This window comes from Massilia sp. UYP32, from assembly GCF_050434365.1.
Taxonomy (GTDB): Bacteria; Pseudomonadota; Gammaproteobacteria; order Burkholderiales; family Burkholderiaceae_D; genus Telluria; species Telluria timonae.
Genome location: NZ_JBNDIK010000030.1, coordinates 45310 through 61758, shown reverse-complemented (window position 1 = coordinate 61758; position 16449 = coordinate 45310). Strand labels below are relative to the sequence as shown.

Annotated in this window: 16 protein-coding genes; 5 read left to right on the top strand and 11 right to left on the bottom strand. The window is 68.0% G+C overall.

Features of this window, described 5'->3' with window-relative positions; all coding sequences use genetic code 11:
- Nucleotides 1–13 precede the first annotated feature (13 nt).
- Nucleotides 14–1006 (bottom strand): FAD binding domain-containing protein, encoded by a 993-nt coding sequence (locus ABIB42_RS21865; protein WP_005663110.1) that lies wholly within the window; start codon nt 1004–1006, stop codon nt 14–16.
- A 3-nt stretch (nt 1007–1009) separates the two neighbouring features.
- Nucleotides 1010–1648 (bottom strand): (2Fe-2S)-binding protein, encoded by a 639-nt coding sequence (locus ABIB42_RS21860; protein ID WP_005663111.1) that lies wholly within the window; start codon nt 1646–1648, stop codon nt 1010–1012.
- 216 nt (nt 1649–1864) lie between these two features.
- Here ABIB42_RS21860 and ABIB42_RS21855 point away from each other — a divergent pair, with 216 nt between their 5' ends.
- Both ABIB42_RS21855 and ABIB42_RS21850 read left to right on the top strand, forming a co-directional pair.
- A complete protein-coding gene (locus ABIB42_RS21855; protein WP_429248990.1) occupies nt 1865–3427 on the top strand; it encodes a diguanylate cyclase in 1563 nt (520 codons plus the stop codon).
- A 30-nt stretch (nt 3428–3457) separates the two neighbouring features.
- Nucleotides 3458–3682, top strand: coding sequence for a hypothetical protein (locus tag ABIB42_RS21850; RefSeq protein ID WP_005663116.1), 225 nt, complete (start codon nt 3458–3460; stop codon nt 3680–3682).
- Here ABIB42_RS21850 and ABIB42_RS21845 read toward each other — a convergent pair.
- The gene (locus ABIB42_RS21845) at nt 3659–4357 is read right to left on the bottom strand and encodes a YjjG family noncanonical pyrimidine nucleotidase (protein WP_005663118.1); all 699 of its coding nucleotides are present in this window, start codon (nt 4355–4357) and stop codon (nt 3659–3661) included. The genes ABIB42_RS21850 and ABIB42_RS21845 overlap by 24 nt on opposite strands.
- A 64-nt stretch (nt 4358–4421) precedes the next feature.
- Complete coding sequence (locus ABIB42_RS21840; RefSeq protein ID WP_005663120.1) at nt 4422–4616, bottom strand: hypothetical protein; 195 nt, start codon at nt 4614–4616, stop codon at nt 4422–4424.
- 118 nt (nt 4617–4734) lie between these two features.
- Between ABIB42_RS21840 and ABIB42_RS21835 the strand changes: the two genes are divergently transcribed.
- Nucleotides 4735–5253 (top strand): hypothetical protein, encoded by a 519-nt coding sequence (locus tag ABIB42_RS21835; RefSeq protein ID WP_005663121.1) that lies wholly within the window; start codon nt 4735–4737, stop codon nt 5251–5253.
- Between the two features lie 52 nt (nt 5254–5305).
- Here the strand turns inward: ABIB42_RS21835 and ABIB42_RS21830 are convergent, their stop codons facing one another.
- The 6 genes from ABIB42_RS21830 to ABIB42_RS21805 all read right to left on the bottom strand — a co-directional run bounded on the left by ABIB42_RS21830 (nt 5306) and on the right by ABIB42_RS21805 (nt 13144).
- On the bottom strand, nt 5306–8128 hold the full coding sequence (locus ABIB42_RS21830) for an ATP-binding protein (RefSeq protein WP_005663122.1): 2823 nt from the start codon (nt 8126–8128) through the stop codon (nt 5306–5308).
- A gap of 8 nt (nt 8129–8136) precedes the next feature.
- Nucleotides 8137–8868: a hypothetical protein gene (locus ABIB42_RS21825; protein ID WP_005663123.1), complete on the bottom strand. Its 732-nt coding sequence runs from the start codon at nt 8866–8868 to the stop codon at nt 8137–8139.
- A complete protein-coding gene (locus ABIB42_RS21820) occupies nt 8865–10241 on the bottom strand; it encodes a hypothetical protein (RefSeq protein WP_005663124.1) in 1377 nt (458 codons plus the stop codon). Before ABIB42_RS21820 ends, ABIB42_RS21825 begins: the two co-directional genes overlap by 4 nt.
- A 187-nt stretch (nt 10242–10428) precedes the next feature.
- Nucleotides 10429–11190, bottom strand: coding sequence for a DUF3108 domain-containing protein (locus tag ABIB42_RS21815; protein WP_005663125.1), 762 nt, complete (start codon nt 11188–11190; stop codon nt 10429–10431).
- 1 nt (nt 11191) lies between these two features.
- Nucleotides 11192–12340: a DUF3108 domain-containing protein gene (locus tag ABIB42_RS21810; protein ID WP_429248989.1), complete on the bottom strand. Its 1149-nt coding sequence runs from the start codon at nt 12338–12340 to the stop codon at nt 11192–11194.
- Between the two features lie 63 nt (nt 12341–12403).
- Nucleotides 12404–13144 carry an SDR family NAD(P)-dependent oxidoreductase gene (locus ABIB42_RS21805; RefSeq protein WP_273028006.1) on the bottom strand — a complete coding sequence of 247 codons (741 nt, stop codon included), beginning with the start codon at nt 13142–13144 and terminating at the stop codon, nt 12404–12406.
- Nucleotides 13145–13290: 146 nt separating this feature from the next.
- Between ABIB42_RS21805 and ABIB42_RS21800 the strand changes: the two genes are divergently transcribed.
- Nucleotides 13291–13962 carry a TetR/AcrR family transcriptional regulator gene (locus tag ABIB42_RS21800; RefSeq protein ID WP_429248988.1) on the top strand — a complete coding sequence of 224 codons (672 nt, stop codon included), beginning with the start codon at nt 13291–13293 and terminating at the stop codon, nt 13960–13962.
- Nucleotides 13963–13975: 13 nt separating this feature from the next.
- Here ABIB42_RS21800 and ABIB42_RS21795 read toward each other — a convergent pair whose 3' ends face one another.
- Complete coding sequence (locus ABIB42_RS21795) at nt 13976–15505, bottom strand: GMC oxidoreductase (protein WP_429248987.1); 1530 nt, start codon at nt 15503–15505, stop codon at nt 13976–13978.
- A gap of 214 nt (nt 15506–15719) precedes the next feature.
- Between ABIB42_RS21795 and ABIB42_RS21790 the strand changes: the two genes are divergently transcribed.
- Entirely contained in the window at nt 15720–16448 is a 729-nt protein-coding gene (locus tag ABIB42_RS21790; RefSeq protein WP_429248986.1) for a PhaM family polyhydroxyalkanoate granule multifunctional regulatory protein, read from the top strand.
- Nucleotide 16449 lies beyond the last annotated feature (1 nt).

Sequence of the window (16449 nt, the reverse complement as noted above, 5' to 3'; positions counted from 1 at the left end):
ATTCATGCTCATCTCAAGTCCTCTGTGCTGCGATCATCAGCGCATCGGCCACCGTGCGGGCGCCGAGCTCGATGCGGAAGGCGTTGTGGTGTCCGGCCCTGGCATCCGCGAAGGCGGCGAAGCCGGCCGCCAGCGCCGTCTCGACCGTGAGTTCGCGGCCGGCCAGGCCCTGCTCGGCCAGGCGCGCGCGCCACGGCTTGGTGGCGACGCCGCCCAGCGCGATGCGCGCCTGTTCGACGCGGCTGCCGTTCATCGTCAGGGCCACCGCGGCGGAACTGAGGGCGAAGGCATACGATTCGCGGTCGCGGATCTTGTGATAGGTCGAGGCGCGCCCGAGCGGCGTGACCGGCACCCGGATGCGGGTGATGATCTCGCCTGGCGCCAGGGTGGTCTCGAGGTCGGGCCGGTCGCCCGGCAGCCGGTGCAGCGCCTCGACCGGGATGCTGCGCACGCCGTCCGGGCCCAGCACGTCGAGCACGGCGTCGAAGGCGACCAGGGCGACGGCGAAGTCGCCGGGATAGGTGGCGATGCAGCTCGGGCTGGTGCCCAGCAGGGCGTGGCCGCGGTCGATGCCGCCGAGCGCCGCGCAGCCGCTGCCCGGCGTGCGCTTGTTGCAGGCGAACGGCTCGCCGCCGCGGAAATAAGCGCAGCGCGTGCGCTGCAGCACGTTGCCGCCCAGGCTGGCCATATTGCGCAGCTGCTGCGAAGCTGCACGCCACAGCGACTCGGACAGCGCCGGATACTCCTTGACCAGGCGCGGGTCGGCCGCCACGTCGCTCATGCGCGCCAGGCTGCCGAACACCAGCTCGCGCGCGCCGGACGTGTCGAAGGCGCGCAATTGTTCGATCGCGTTGATGTCGACGATGGCGGGCGGACGCTCGACGCCCAGCTTCATCAAGTCGTACAGGGTGGTGCCGCCGGCCATCAGGCGCGCTTCCGGATAGGCGGCCATCGCTTGCACGGCCTGCTCGGGCGAGCGCGCACGGATCAGGGTGAATTCACGCATGGTTCACGCCTTTCCCATCTCGCCGGCGGCCTGGCCGATGGCGGCCACGATGCCGTTGTAGGCGCCGCAGCGGCACAGGTTGCCGCTCATGTACTCCTTGATGCGTTCCGGCGAACCCGCGTTACCCTCGCCCACGCAGGCGATCGCCGCCATGATCTGGCCCGGGGTGCAGTAACCGCACTGCAGGGCGTCGTGGTCGATGAAGGCTTGCTGCATCGGGTGCAGGCTGCCGTCGGGCCGCTGCAGGCCTTCGATGGTGTCGACCCGGCGGCCCTCGAGCTGCAGCGCCGGCGTCAGGCACGCCACGACGCGGCGGCCGTCGACGTGGATGGTGCAGGCGCCGCACTGGCCGTGGTCGCAGCCCTTCTTGGCGCCGGTGAGCGCCAGCCGCTCGCGCAGCAGGTCGAGCGCCGACGTCCTGGGGTCGACCGTCAGCGCGCGCTGCTGGCCGTTGACCACGAAGCTGAGCGGGACGCCGCCGGCGTGGACTTCCGGCGCGGCATCCGCAGGCTGGGCCTGGGCCGGGGCGGCGTTGGCGGCCCCGCTCGCCGCGGCGACCGACAGCACCGACAGCACGAACTCGCGCCGGTTGACCTGTGCGCCATGGGCAGTCGGGATGGATGGATCGGGGCCGGTCGTCATGGCGAACTCCTTCTGTGTGGAATGGGGTATTGCCGGGAATGTAGACCAAGCGTCCCGTGCACACGAGCCGCACGAAAAGAAAAGGCAACAACTGCGCAGGATCAGGCAAGCGGGGGCGCGCCGGCGCAGTCCGGCGACAGGATTTTCTTTCTAATGGCACAATTTTTGGACAGCATTGCTACCTTATGCATCGCAACCCTGTTTTGGCGAGGCGCATTGAATTCTTCCACCGACAGCCTGGATAACCACGTCGAACGCCTGAGCGGCAAGCGGCGCCCGGTCGTGCGCCTGGTGGTGGCGGCCACCGCCCTGGGCTGCAGCCTGCTGGTCGCGTTCGCGGCCTGGTTCATCTGGTCGTCGCGGCACACGCAGATCCAGCAGACCGAAGTGGCGACCTCGAACGTGGCGCGCATGGTCGGCGTCCAGGTCGAGACCGCGATGAAGGCCACCACCATGGCCCTGGCGAACGTGGTCGAACGGGTGGAGCACGACGGCACCGACGCGGCCGCGCTGAAGCGGCTGCAAGCCCACCTGGTCGTGCTGACCAGGACCACGCCCGAGCTGCACGGGATCTTCGTGTTCGCCGCCGACGGCCGCTGGCTCGCGTCTTCGCTGACCGGCACGCGCCAGGGCGACAATTCGGACCGCGCCTATTTCGAATATCACCGCACCCATGCCAGCCGCAAGATCTACGTGGGTCATCCGGTCAGGAGCCGCTCCACCGGGGTCTGGGTGCTACCGATCTCGCGCCGCATCGACCACCCCGACGGCAGCTTCGCCGGCGTGGCGCTGGTGACCCTGAAGGTGAATTTCTTCGAACGCATCTACGACGAACTGGACGTCGGCAAGACCGGCACGGTGCTGCTGGCGCTGGAAGACGGCACGGTGGTCTACCGCCGCCCTTTCGACGACAAGCTGATCGGCACCAACCTGGCGGGCGGCGTGGTGTTCAAGGCCGTCAAGGAGAACGCGGTCGGCTCGGACTTCCTGGTCGCCCGGATCGACAATATCGAGCGGCTGTACAGTTACCGGCGGGTCGACGACTTCGCCTTCGTGATCGCCGTCGGCCAGACCAGGGCCGAGCTGCTCGGCCCCTGGAAACGGGCGAGCCTGCTGATCGGCGCGGCGGTGCTCCTGATCGCCGCCACGTTCGCCGTCTTCGCCCGCAAGCTGATCCGGCAATTCATCATCCGCGACCGGCTCGACCAGAAGCTGCGCGCCTATTCGCAAGACCTGCGGCGCGACAATCTCGGCCTGCAGGAGCTGGCCCATACCGACAAGCTGACGCGGCTGGCCAACCGGCGCCGCTTCGACGACGTGCTCGCGCACGAGCTGCGCCATGCGCGGCTCGCCGGCACCCCGACCGCCCTGCTGCTGCTGGATGTGGACTACTTCAAGAAATTCAATGACCGCTACGGCCATCCGGCCGGCGACGCCTGCCTGCGCGAGGTGGCCCGCATCCTGGCGGCCCAGGTCAACCGCAACCGCGACCTGCCGGCACGCTACGGCGGCGAGGAATTCGCGGTGATCCTGCCGGATACCGAACTGGCCGGCGCGATGGCGGTGGCGGAACGGCTGCGCCATGAGATCCAGGCCCTGCAGCTGCCGCACCAGGACTCGCCGGCCGGCGTCGTCACGGCCAGCATCGGCGCCGCCGTGCTGGTCCGGGCTTCCGGCGGCGATGCCGACCCGGGAGAGCTCATCGCACACGCCGACCGGCATCTGTACGACGCCAAGCATGCGGGCCGCAACCGGGTCGCCGGCGGCCTGGCGGAATGAAGCGGCGCCCGCGCTAGCGCGACGCCGTCGATGAACGTGGTGGCCTGGAATGGCGCGATCGCGGGCGGCGGCCTGCTCGGCGGTTTCCTGCTCGACCGCTGGGGCGCCGCCTCGTTCCCGTGGTCGACCGCGGCGCTGGCGGCGCTCGGCTTCGCGATCGCCTGGTCGAGCGGCACGCATGGCTTCCGGCCGGGCGCGCGCTCGGGCCCGGCCGGAAGCCATGCGTGCCGCTCAGGCGGCCAGGCCGCGCAATGAAGCGACGATATCGTGCAGGCTGGCGACTTCGCAGCTCGGGATCGCCTGCGAGTCGTTGGCCAGGCGGCCGGGATTGAACCAGCAGCTCTCGATGCCGAAACGGTTGGCGCCGAGGATGTCGGCGTCCAGGCGGTCGCCGACGATCACGGTCTCGTGCTTGGCGAAGCTGCGCGCCATCTTGCTGGTGAACTCGAAGAAGCGGCTGTCGGGCTTGGCGAAGCCGCAGGCTTCGGAAGTGGCGACGAAGGACAGGTGGGGCTGCAGCCCCGAGCTGGCGATGCGGCGGTGCTGGATCTGGTGCGCGCCGTTGGTGATGATGCCCACTTCGCCGATGCCGGCCAGGGTGTCGCACAGCTGGGCGGCGCCGTCGACCAGCACCACGGTGTCGGCCAGCGATTCCACGTACAGGTCGCTGGCGCGCTGCGGATCGATCTCGATGCCGTTGTCCGCGAAGGTCTTGCGGAAGCGCTCGACCTTGAGGAAATCCTTGGTGACGGCGCCTTGTTCAAACAGGCGCCACAGCGCGAGATTGGTCGCCTGGTATTGCTGGAACAAGGCGCCGACCTGCTCGCGCACGCCCAGCTGCTCCATGGTGCGCATGAACGAGCGCTGTTCGGAGGCGCGGAAATCGAGCAGGGTATCGTCGAGGTCGAACAGGAAGAGTCGGTGTTTCATTACGTCGGGAAGAGAGTGCAACTATTGCTTCATGGTAGCACGCTCATCCGGGACGCGCTCCGACTCAGCTCGGCTTGGGATCGGGCACCGGTTCTTCGTCGTGCGGCAGGTGCACCGGCTGGTGGTGCGGGTGCGGGGTGTCGAAGGGCTCGGGCATCGGTTCCTCGATCGGCGCCGGGTCGGGCGCGCGGTGGGCGTGGATGGGCGCGTAGGGCGGCACCCGGGTGAGGCGATGGACGGCATGAGGGGCGGCGTGCATGATGCGTCTCCTTGCTGGAATGCGGTTCGGGCTACCTTATCATGCGGCCCGGCGGCGCGGCGCGCGCCGGCAGTGGGCTACAATGCGGTTTTTCCCGAACCCAGCCTTCGCGCCGCACATGGAATTTTCGATCACCACCCTGGCCCTGCTCGTCCTGACCCCGCTGCTGGTGTGGCGCATCTACAGCCGCATCAAGACGCAGATGCAGCGCCAGCGCTCGATCGTCTCGCGCCACTACACCGGCGTGCTGGTATTCGGCGCGATGATCCTGGTGCCGCTGGCGCAGTTGTTCGACACGCCCTACAACCTGGCGGCGCTGCTGGTCGGCGCCGGCGGCGGCATCGGCTATGCCGTCTGGGGACTGAAGCTGACCCGGTTCGAGGAAACCCCGCAGGGTTACTTCTTCACGCCGCCCGCGCGCCTGGGGCTGGTGATGGCCATGATCCTGGTGGCGCGCCTGCTGTACATCGGCATCGAGGTGTATGCCAACCAGGGCAAGGGCATCCCTACCCCACGCCTGACCGACAGCCCGCTCACCATGCTGTGCGTGGGCATCACGGCCGGTTATTTCGGCTACTACTCGGCGGCGCTGCTGCGCTGGCGGCGCCGGGTGCGCAAGGCGATCGACCAGGTGTGAGGATCCAACCAGGATGATGCAAGAAGAAAGGGGCCGATGGCCCCTTTCTTGTTTATGCGGCCTTCGCCTCGTCCTTCCTTCGCTGCAGCACGAAGATCGGCTGCGCCCACTGCATGTCCTTCTTCTTCTTGCTCGTGATGAGCGTGAGTTCAGAAGGATCGTAGACGTCGGTGTTGTGCGTCAGCGGCGTCGTCATCAGGTACTGGGCGTCGGTGTTCTTCAGGAACTCGCCGACCAGCTGGATGTTGCGAATATCCAGGTGCGCGAACGGTTCGTCGATGAACACGAAGCCGCCCGAGCCTTCTTCCGATTTCAACAGGCCGATCAGCAAGACCAGCGACTTCATCACCTGCTGGCCGCCCGAGGCCTCGCCGTCGTTCATCCCGATCTGGTCCTTGCCGTCGAACTTGAAGCGCACGTGCAGGCCGGCCTGGGCCAGCTGCACGTCGTCGTTCTCCAGCCGCACCGGGTCGGCTTGCACGTCGATGCCGGCCAGCGAACCCAGTTCGCGGATGTTCTTGGTATAGGTCTTGATCGTGTAGCGCAGGCGCTCGATGTAGGCGCCGCGCGCATTGCCGGTGGCCTCGATCGCGCGGTTGTTCTGGTAGCGCCGCTCCTCGGTCTCGCTCTGGCGGGCTTCCAGCTGTTCGTGCAGGCGCGCATACTGGTCGATCACGGTCGGGTCCAGCTCCCAGTCCTCGCGCGCCAGCGAATGCTCGAGCGAACCGAGGCGCAGGTTGACCTGGTGCGCGTTCTGGTGCTTGGCTACCAGGTCGCCGCGCCAGTTGGGGTTCTTCCAGGTGACCGGCACCGCGCGCCAGCCGCGGCGCAGTTCCAGCAGCGCCTTGGCGTGCTCGCTGCGCTGCTCGATCTGGCGGCGATGGTTCAGGCGCATGCCGGCTTCGGCTTCCGACAGCGCCATGCGCGCGTTCTGCCACACGGTGTCGGCGCGGGTGCGCGCCACCGTGGCGTTCTTGCTCAGGGTCTGCAGCTCGCCCAGGCGCGCGCCGACTTCCAGGCGCTCGGTCTTGAGCGGCGCAATCGCGCGCGCGGCTTCTTCGAACTCTTCCTGGCGCGCCGACAGCTCTTTGGCGGCGTCGACGCCGGCGATGCGCGCCTTCAGGCCGCCCACTTCGGCGGCCAGCTTCGAGATGGCGAGGGTCAGCTCGTCTTCGCGCTTTTCCAGCGCCGGCATCAGTTTCTGGATCGCTTCCAGGCGCTGGGTCTTGCCGGCCGCGCCGAAGCGGTAACGCGAGGCCTCGACGAACAGCGAGCGGCCGCCGCGGCGTTCGCGGTGGTAGGCGTCCGGCGTGATCCATTCGTCCGAACGGCTCTTGAAACCTTCGTCGACCGAGTCGACGCGCTCGATGCGTTCCAGCTGGTCGATCAGCCAGCCTGGCGCTTTACTGGAGAAGCGCACCACCGACAGCAGGCTGTCGTCCTTCACCACCGGCGCGTTGACGCAGTCGGGCACGATGAAGTGGCGATAGCGTTCCTTCTCGGCCAGGCGGTAGGCCGCCGGCGCATCTTTCGCGTTCTCCAGCAGCACCACCGAGGCATAGCCGCCCAGCACGCCCTCGACCGCGCCCTGCCACTTCGGATCGGTCACTTCGACGATGTCCGACAGCATGGCGTGGGCGATGCCTTCGTCGCGCAGCGCGCGGCGCATCAGGCGCTGCGCTTCCGGCTCCGGCATCGAGGTCTTGCCCTGCAGCGCCGAGATGGTCGCCATCTCGCCCGCGATCTTGCTCGACACGGCTTCGCGCGCGCTCTTCTGGCGCGCCAGCTCGGCTTCTTTTTCTTCGAGCTGCTTGGCTACTTCAGCGATGTCGGCGCCGGCGTCCGCCGCCAGCTTCTGCAGGCGGTCGCGCTGCTCGAGCAGGCTTTCCAGGGGTTTGAGGCGCGTGTTCACCTCGGACAGGCGCTTGGCCAGCTGGCCGGCTTCAAGCTCCAGTTCGGTTTCCTGCTTCTGCGCCTCGGTGAGCGCGCGCTGCTGCGCCGCCAGCTGGCTGCGCTTCTCGGCCAGCTGGCCGTCGGCCTGCACCAGCGGCTTCTTCGCCTCGCGCAGCATGCGGCTGTTGTTGGCGGCCTTTTCGCGCGCCTCGTGGTATTGCAGCGCCGGCAGCACTTCTTCCTGCAGCTCGCGCTTTTCCTTGTTCAGGTCGGACCACTGGTGGTGGTTGGCCACGCGCAGGCGCAAGCCCTCGAGGTTGGTGCGCGAGGTCTCGAGTTCGGTTTCGAAGCGCTTCAGCTCGACCTCGGTGTCGCGCTGGTGGCGCTTGGCTTCGTCGTAGGCGTCCAGCACTTCCTTGTCGCCGAAGACCTGGAACACCAGGTCCAGCAACTGGCGCGGCGCGTACTCGCACAGCTTGTCGGTCTCGCCCTGCTCCAGCGCCAGCACCTTCGACATCGCCGGCGACAGGCCGGCCGACGCCAGGCGTTTACGGTAGTTCTCGACGCCCAGCCAGTCGGTGGCTTCGGTCACTTCCTCGATCTCGACGTTCCCCGGACGCATCAGGTACTGGCGCTTCCAGTCGCCGCCGTTCTTCTGCACCTGGCAGAACAAGGTCACCTCGTCGTCCGAGAAGAAGCCCGAATGGCGGAACGGCCGGTTCGACAGCTGGCGTCCGATCGGCTTGTTGTCGACCACGGCGCGCAGCCAGGCGCTTTGCTGGCCCGAGTGGCGCGCATAGTGCTTATAGGTGCGCCCCATCGAGCAATCGAGGCCGAACAGGGTGCGCATCGCGTCGAGCAGCGTGGTCTTGCCCGAGCCGTTCTGGCCGGCGATCGTGATGATCTTGGCGTCCAGCGGGATGTTCTTGATCCGCTGCCAGTAATCCCAGTGGACCAGTTCAAGTGATTTAATGTGGAACATCGGCTATCTCAGTTCGGGGTATCGGTTGCGTCGTCAGTGGCATCCGGCTGCTCGACCGCCACCGCATCGTTGGCGGCTTCAGCGTCGACGGCCACCTTGCGCGGAGCGGCGGCCAGCGGCGCGCGCTTGAAGACTTCGGACAGCGCGCCGTTGATGATGCGCTCCTTGAGCACGTCGGTGTCCATCATCAGGTCCAGCAGCGGGCCTTCCAGGATCACGTCGCCGCGCCGTTCGATGAAGCCGAGCTTGGACAGCACGCCCAGGTTCATGTCCATGCGGGTCTTCTTGCCGAGCTTGTCGCCGAAGTCCGACAGCAGCGCGGTGTACGAGATGCCGATCGACGCGTCTTCGGCGCGCGGAATCGGCGTCTCCTTCTCGAACATGTCGTTCTGGTCGTCGTCCACCGTGGTGTGGGTTTCCTGGCGCTCGCGCTTGGGCAGGATGATCTGGGCCCACAGCACCACCAGCAGGGCCACGCCGTCGCGGGTCAGGCCGAAGTTGTTGTTCTGCCAGATGTCCTTGGCGCCGAAGATCTTCGGCTCGACGTTGCGGTGCAGGGCCACGGTCACGTGGTCGGCATACACGTTATCGAGCAGTTTGAGGCCCGATTCGAGCAGGCGCTTGTCGACTTCGGCGCGGAACTGGTCGTCCGACAGCGCGCGCTTGACCATCTTGTCGTCGCGGCGCAGGGTCTGGTGCGTCAGCAGGCGCGCGATCAGGATTTGTGCATCGTCATTCATGTGGGCGTGCCGTCCGGAGGTAGATCTAGATTGAGGGAGAGGGTCGCGAGCGACATGGCCGCCACTTCGGGGTCGTCGAGTTCGATCATCTGGTCCTGGGCCTCGAAGGCCAGCGGCAGGCGCGCCAGGTCGGCGGTCGCGCCCTGCAGGCTGGCCTCGGCCGCGTCGCCCAGCAGCGGCAGCAGCGAGGCGCGGTAGGACGCCAGGGCGAAGCTGGCCGGCAGCAGCGATTCATGCAGCTGCACCCGACGGGGGCCGACTTCCGAAAACTCGGGGAAGTTGCCCAGGTTGGCGAAGTCGGCCAGCTTGTTGATCCAGTCGTTCAGCTCGACCATCATGGCCGGGTTGTCGTTGATCGTCAGCGGCGCATCCTGGCCGCTCGGCAGGCCTTTCGGACCGGTCGAGATCACGCGTTCGGCCAGGAGCTCGGTCTCGGCCACGTCGATCATCTCGGCCGGGGTGGCGAACAGCGGCGTCACCGGGCGGTCGATCGCATCCGATGCCAGGCTCGCCAGGTCCTCATGGGCCAGCAGCCAGCGCTTGACGTCGGTGGTCGACAGGCCGGACTGGCCCAGGTGCACGCGCTGGCGCTCGATCTGGTTCAGCGCACGCGAGAACATGCCCTGCATATTGAGCAGCGCGCTCTGGGCCCGGCCGATGGCCTGGGCCGCGCGATGGGTGGCGGAATCGGCGCGTTCGTCCGAGGTGATGGCGCGCAGGATGACCGAGCCCTTCTCCACCCAGTCGCAGGCCATATGCCACTTGGCCTGCGAGGTGCGCAGGCGGAACTCGGAGCCGGAGGCGATCGCGTCGCGGAATTCCTCGGTCAGCTCGATCAGGCGGCCCAGCAGGTGCTTCAGCTGGTCGACAGTCACGCCGCCGACCGCCTGGGCGCCGGCCACCTGCGACAGCAGGAAGCCCATCTCGGCGTCGTCGTCTTCCGGCTTGCCCAGCGCCAGCAGGGTCTCGAGCGCGGACAGGACGTTGCGCGCCAGCGGCGTGATGCGGTAGACGGCAGCCGGGGCGTCCCAGGCCAGCAGGCCGTGGCCGCGCAGGCGGTTGAGCACCGTCTCCAGGCTCTCGGGGATCAGGTAGGCCAGCTTCTGGTTGATGTCGGCGCGCGAGAACGCCGAAGTGGCGGTGTCGCCGGCCAGTTCGCGCAGGACGAGCAGGCGCACCAGCACGCCGTCCTGGGTGCCGTGGAACAGGGCCGTGAAGGCCGACAGCATCGGCTGGGCACGCTTGAGGTGGAAGACTTGCTCGATTTCGTCGGGAGCGACGCCTTCCTGGAAGTGTGCTTGCAGCGGATCAAGTTCCGGCGCTAAAGCCGGGGAGTCGGCAGCGAGGGCCGCGCCGGCAAGGGGATCGATCATCGTTGTTACCAGTCTCTCGTGCGCGGTCGAGACGGGCCTGCGCTGCCAATATTGACAATATTGTCATGCACGTACTTACAGGCCCGACCGGCTTCGCGGGGGCGTCAGTATAACAGGCTGGACTGGGCGATTGACGATTGCCGGCCCCGACCGGGGGCCGACAATTGCGGGAAAGACACAGTGTGTCTTATGGCTTGGCAATGCTTTTGAGCGTCTGCTCGATGGTTTCCTTGTCGCCTTCCGTGAAACGGATCTTGACCGGATACCATTCGTGCGCGGGCGCCAGCCACACCTCGATGCTCTGGTCGCGGCTGCCCGGCAGCGCCTCGCGGCTGACCAGCACGGCGTCGACCTGGCCCAGCCCGGTCTTCACCTTCTCGCGCTTGACCACCTTGAAGGTCCAGGCTTCGGCGCTGCTGCGGCCGGCCACGAAGAACGGCCATTCCGAGCCCGGCTTGAACTTGTCGCCAGCGGCGCGCGCGACGGCCGCCAGCTGCCAGGTGATCGATACACGGTCCTGCTCGCCGCCCTTGAGCGGATAGGTCTTGTCGCCTTCGGAGAAACTCATGACTTTTTCGCCACGGTCGAAGGTGATCGAGGTCGGGTCCTTGCGCAGGCGCTTTTCGGAAAATTCCACCGGCGCCAGGCCGAATTCGTCGATGGCGCCCTGGCTGCGGTTGTCGAGCAGGGTGCCGAGGATCGCCACGCGCGATTCGACCCGCAGGTCGTATTTGCCGTCGCCGGCGCGCCAGGCGACGGTGGCGTCGCCCTTGAGCGACAGGCCGCGCTGGCGCGCGCTCAGGTCATAGTGCAGGTCGGCCGAGGGCGGCAATTCGAAGGCGCGCTTGACGGCAGGATGCGCTGGGTTGGCGGCCTGGGCGCCTGCACTGCCCAGGGCGAGCGCCAGCGTGCACACCACGCCGGCTTTTCGAATGTTGTCTAGAAGCATATCAAAATCCTGAATGGTTCAAGACGATATTATTCACTGTTTGCGTGGTTACTGCTCCATTGGCCTCCGTATTGCGAATCCGCACCGGATACCAGCCGTGTTGCGGGGCCAGCCAGATGTCGAGTGTCGACTTGTACGAGCCGGGCTGCGGCGGGCGCGTCAGGCGCCAGGTTTGCAGCTTGCCCAGCCTGGTATCGATCTCTTCCTGCCCCACCACCCTGAACCGGTAAACGCTGGCGTCGCGGTCTTCGCCGACCAGGATGTCGATATCGCCGTTCAATTGTTTGGCGTCGCCGCGCGCGATCGCCGACAGTTGCAGCGGGATGCTGGCCTTGTCCTGGGCGCCGGGCGCCAGCGGATAGACCGCCTGCGACGCCGAGAAGGTCAGTTTGTTTTCGCCCCAGTCGAAATGGGTGGCCGTGAGCGAACGGCCGCGCCGCTTTTCCGTCATCCTGATCGGCGCAAAGCCGGTGGCGGCCACCGCGCCCTCGCTGTGCAAGACCACCAGGTTGACCCGCGTAAATACCACCCGGATGCCGGCCTCGACCTGGATCTTGTAGGTGTCGTCGTTCAGTTGCCAGGCCAGGACGGCCTCGCCCGACCATTCGGCGCCGTCCTTGTCGGTACGCGCGACGTCCAGCGTGATCGTGGCCGGAGGCGGCATGTCGATCCTGTAGCGGCGCACCTCCGGCGCCGCCGGGGCGGCCGGCGCGGCCGCTGGCGCCGGCGTTTCCGGAGCAGGAGGCGCGGGCGCGGCCGTTTTCGGCGGCACCGGCGCTGCAGGCGCCGCCACCGGCTCGACGCCGGCGCCTCCGCGCACGCCATCGGCCGCCGCGGCGTGATTGTCCGGGCTGATGTCGCCAGCCTGCGCGGGCAGCCCGAGTTCGACCGGCAGAGGGGGAATCACGGGCAGGGGCGGCGGTCCTGAATCGGGCACCGGCAGCGGCGCGGGCGGCGGCGGAGGCGCCGGCGCGGCGGCCGGCAGGACTTGCGCCAGCAGGGTTGCCGGTCCGCCCTCCTCCCCGGCCTGGCGCGGGAGCGACAGGTTCACGTCGAGCAGCACGCTCAACACGATCCAGTGCAGCAATACCACCAGCGCGACCGGCAGCAGCCGGCGGCGACGCGGAAGAAGGAGTGGTGCGGATGGCATACCGCTAGTGTAGCGCGGGCACGGCCAGCGCTGCACGGCGCCACCCTATCCGCCAGGGAAGCGTCAGGTAATCGCGCCGCCGTCGACGGTGAGGACGGCGCCGGTGATCTGGCGCGCCGCCGGGCTGGCCAGGAAGGCGACCGCCGTCGCCACGTCGCGCGGCGCGCCGAAGCGTCCCAGCGGGATCAGCGCCTTCTGGAATTCGGCGAAGTCGCCGTTGGCCGGATTCATGTCCGTGTCGGTCGAGCCCGGCTGCACCAGGTTGACCGTGATGTCGCGTGGACCCAGTTCGCGCGCCAGGCCGCTGGTGAAGGTCTTGAGCGCGGCCTTGGTCAGGAAATACACGGTGGCGCCCTCGCCCACGATGCGGTCGGCGCCGGCCGAGCCGATGGTGACGATGCGGCCACCCTGGCCCAGGTGCGGGATGGCCGCCTGCGCCGCCAGGATCGGACCGCGCACGTTCACGTCCAGCAAGGCGTCGATATCCTCCACGGCGATGTCGGCGATCGGCGCATAGCGGGCGATGGCGGCGTTGTTGACCAGGATGTCCAGGCCGCCCAGCACCCGCGCCGCCTCGTCGACCGCGCGCCGGATCGCCGCCGGGTCGGCGCTGTCGGCCTGGATCGCGATCGCCTTGCGGCCGTGGCCTTCGATGGTGCGCACGACCTCCTGGGCCCGCTCGGCCGAACGCTCGTAGGTGATCGCCACGTCGGCGCCCTGCTGCGCCAGTTCGATGGCGATCGCGGCGCCGATGCCGCGCGATGCGCCGGTCACGATGGCGCGCTTCCCTTGCAAGTTATTCATGACATTCCTTTTCTGTGTTGATCGATACAGAAATAGTAGATGCCCGGCCGGCGCGCTGTCAATTGATTTTTGTAGTGATCGACATATATATGATGAAACGGCGTGCGGCGTTGTCCCGACCTGCGGCCGGACATATACTGTGCGCGATGCAAACGCCCGACCACCCCCTCCACGCAGAAGCGACCGAACCAGCCGCGAATGCGCGCCCGCCGACGCGCGCCCGCGGCCGGCCGCGCGCCTTCGACCGCGAGGCGGCCTTGTCGAAGGCCATGCGACTGTTCTGGCAAAAGGGCTACGAGGCCACGTCGCTCGCCGACCTCACCACCGCGATGGGCATCGCTTCGCCCAGCCTGTACGCGGCCTTCGGCTCCAAGGAGGCGTTGTTCGTCGAGGCCCTGAACCATTACGGCGCCACCTATGCCTGGGGCTGGAAGAACTTCCTCGAGGCCGCGACCGCGCGCGACGCGGTCCAGGCCTGGCTGATGGATTCCGCCGCCTTCCTGACCGGCGACATCGAAGACGTCCCGCTCGGCTGCATGGCGACCCTGTCGGTGATCGGCGCCGCGGGCCACCAGGGGTTGTGCGAGCAGACGCGCGCCGCGCGCGCCGCGCCGCGCACGGTCGTCAGGACCCGCCTCGAAGAGGGCGCCGCGAACGGCGAGATTCCGGCCTCGGTCGACCTGGACGCGCTCGCCCGCTTCGTGCAGGTCGTCCAGAACGGGATGTCGCTCCACGCGCGCGACGGCGCCAGCCGCGCCGAACTGGAGGCGGTGGCGCGGATGGCCATGCGCGGCTGGGACGCCCTGGTCGCAGGCTAGCGGCGGCGCGCCATCAGCGCAATGCGGCCAAATGGTTGCCGAGCCGCTGACCGAGCGCGCAAATCGTCAGCGACGGATTGACGCTGCCGGCGGTCGGAAACACCGAGCCGTCGCTCACCCACACGTTCTCGAAACCGAACACCTTGAGGTTGGCGTCGACGACGCCGTGTTGCGGCGTCGTCGCCATGCGCGCCGTGCCGAGGTGGTGGGCGGCGGAGGCGCAGGTATCGCGCCAGCCCGTCATCGGGTCGGCCCGGCAGCCGCTCACGTCGCCGTGCCCGCGAAAGCCGGCCATCAGCAGCTCGTGATACTGCGTGAACATCTCGATGTCCTGCTTGCTGAGCTGCCAGTGCACGCGCGCGATCGGCATGCCGTAGCGGTCGCGCTCGTGATCGGACAGGCTGACCTGGCTGTGCGGGTTGGGCAGCTGCTCGGTCATGAAGAACAGGTCGCCATGGTGCGAGCGCAGGCCCAGCGGCAGCTTCTGGTGCGCGATGCGCCACAGGATGTAGGGGTGGCGCACCAGCGACGCCATGTGCGACAGGCCGATGTCGCGCGGCCCGCGCACGCCGAGAAAGGACATCACCGCCTTATTCGGCACCGGACGCCGGTTGATGCCCTTGCGGATGAACACCGCGTGGTTGGGCAGGCGGTGGGTCTGCTGGAATTCGCGCTTGAGCATGAGCCCCGGGAAGACCTGGATGTCTTCCTTGCCCCCCCTGGCGCGCGCCTTCGGCTTGCCGGCAAGCGGCTGGCGGAACGTGACTTGCGACAGGTAGCCGGCCGGATGGTCGATCAGGTTGCGCCCGAGCCACCAGGACGGCGGCTGCGCCATGCCATGCTGGCCGAGTGAATTGAGCAAGAGGCGCGGCGTCTCGAGCGCGCCGGCCGCGATCACGAAGCGGTTGGCCCGGACCTCGATCCGGTGCGCGCCGCTGCCCACGACCAGGACATGAGTGCGTCCATGCCTTTGCCGCAGCTGCAGCGCGGTGCCGTTGTACACGCAGCGCGCCTTGCCGTTGCGGCACCATTCGCGCAGGATCGGCTTGCCCCTGAACGGCGGCGAGCGGTAGCGGTAAGCCTTGGAAGCCAGCATATTGCCCATCCCGAGCGCCATGCCGCCGTGGTGGCCCGCAGTGTCCTGCGGCATGTCCTGGCCGCCGCACAGGAAGTCCAGCGCCAGCGCATACCAGGGATCGAGATCGCCGCGCGTGATGGCCCAGCCGCTGTGGGCAATCCAGGGGCGCTCGAGAAAATCCTCGTCGTCGAGCGGCGCGCACACGCCATGCCAGAACGCGGTGCCGCCGCCCACTTCGAGCCCGCGACTGGTCGAAATGCCGAACGGACGGCCGACGCTTTCGATGCGCACCGCGGGCGGATCGCGGCGCGACGCGGTCATTGGCCCGGTTTCGACGAACAGCACGTCGCGTCCGGCGCGCACCAGGGGCTGGGCCGCGGAAATCGCCCCCATGCCGGTGCCGACGATGCAGACGTCGGTCTGCAGTGTCGTGTCTGGTGCTAACTGCCTGCCATCGATGAGCATCCGATTCACCACCAAGGTTGATTGCCATAATGCAATTTGTGCAGCGCAACTTTTCCATCGTAACGTAAGGACGGACTTTGCTCAATAGACAATATTCCTATTAGTTAATCCAGCTTTGGTTCCAGCGCAAACTCGGCGTCTTCGGCCCGATGCGCTGCATGGCCTGTGAGGGCGTAATCTGCTACGCTTGCCGCACAAACAACGGAGACCGCTCATGCTGAATCAGCCCATGCCTGGAATGACCGACACGCTCGAATTCGTCAAGAACCTGTGGGGCGGCATGAACATCCCCGGCGCCATGCCCGGCATGGGCGGCACGCCGATGCCGGGCGCCGGCCTGTCGGTCGACGACCTGGACAAGAAGATCGCCGACCTGAAGGCGGTCGAGTCCTGGCTCAACCTCAACCTGGGCATGCTGCGCGGCTCGATCCAGGCGCTCGAAATCCAGCGCGGCACCCTGGCCACGCTCAAGGCGATGGGCGACAGCATGGCCCAGGCCATGAGCCAGACCGGCGCCGCCAGCGACGCCGCCATGGCGCCGTTCGCGCAATTCTTCACCCAGGCCGCGCAGGCCGCCGCCAGGCCCGCGGACAGCGCCACCCCGCCGCCGCCGCCGTCCGCGCCGGCGTCCGAGACTGCGCAGCCGCCCCAGGGCGCCGAGGCCGCGCATGCCGCCATGCCGGCGGCCGTCGCCTGGTGGAACCTGCTGCAAGACCAGTTCCGGCAAGCCGTGGCCAGCGCGATGCCGCCGGACAGCGCCAGTCCGGACAAGGCCGGCGGCGCACCGTCCGATGGCGGCGCCGACAGCCCGGCGGCTGGCGCCGCGACCGGTGGCGCTGGCGCCGGCAAGGCGTCCGCAGGCCAATCCGCCAACGCCCAGAATGGCAACGGCAATCCGGCCCCCGCCCGGCGCGGCGCGCGCGGCAAGAGCGACAAGGCCTGAC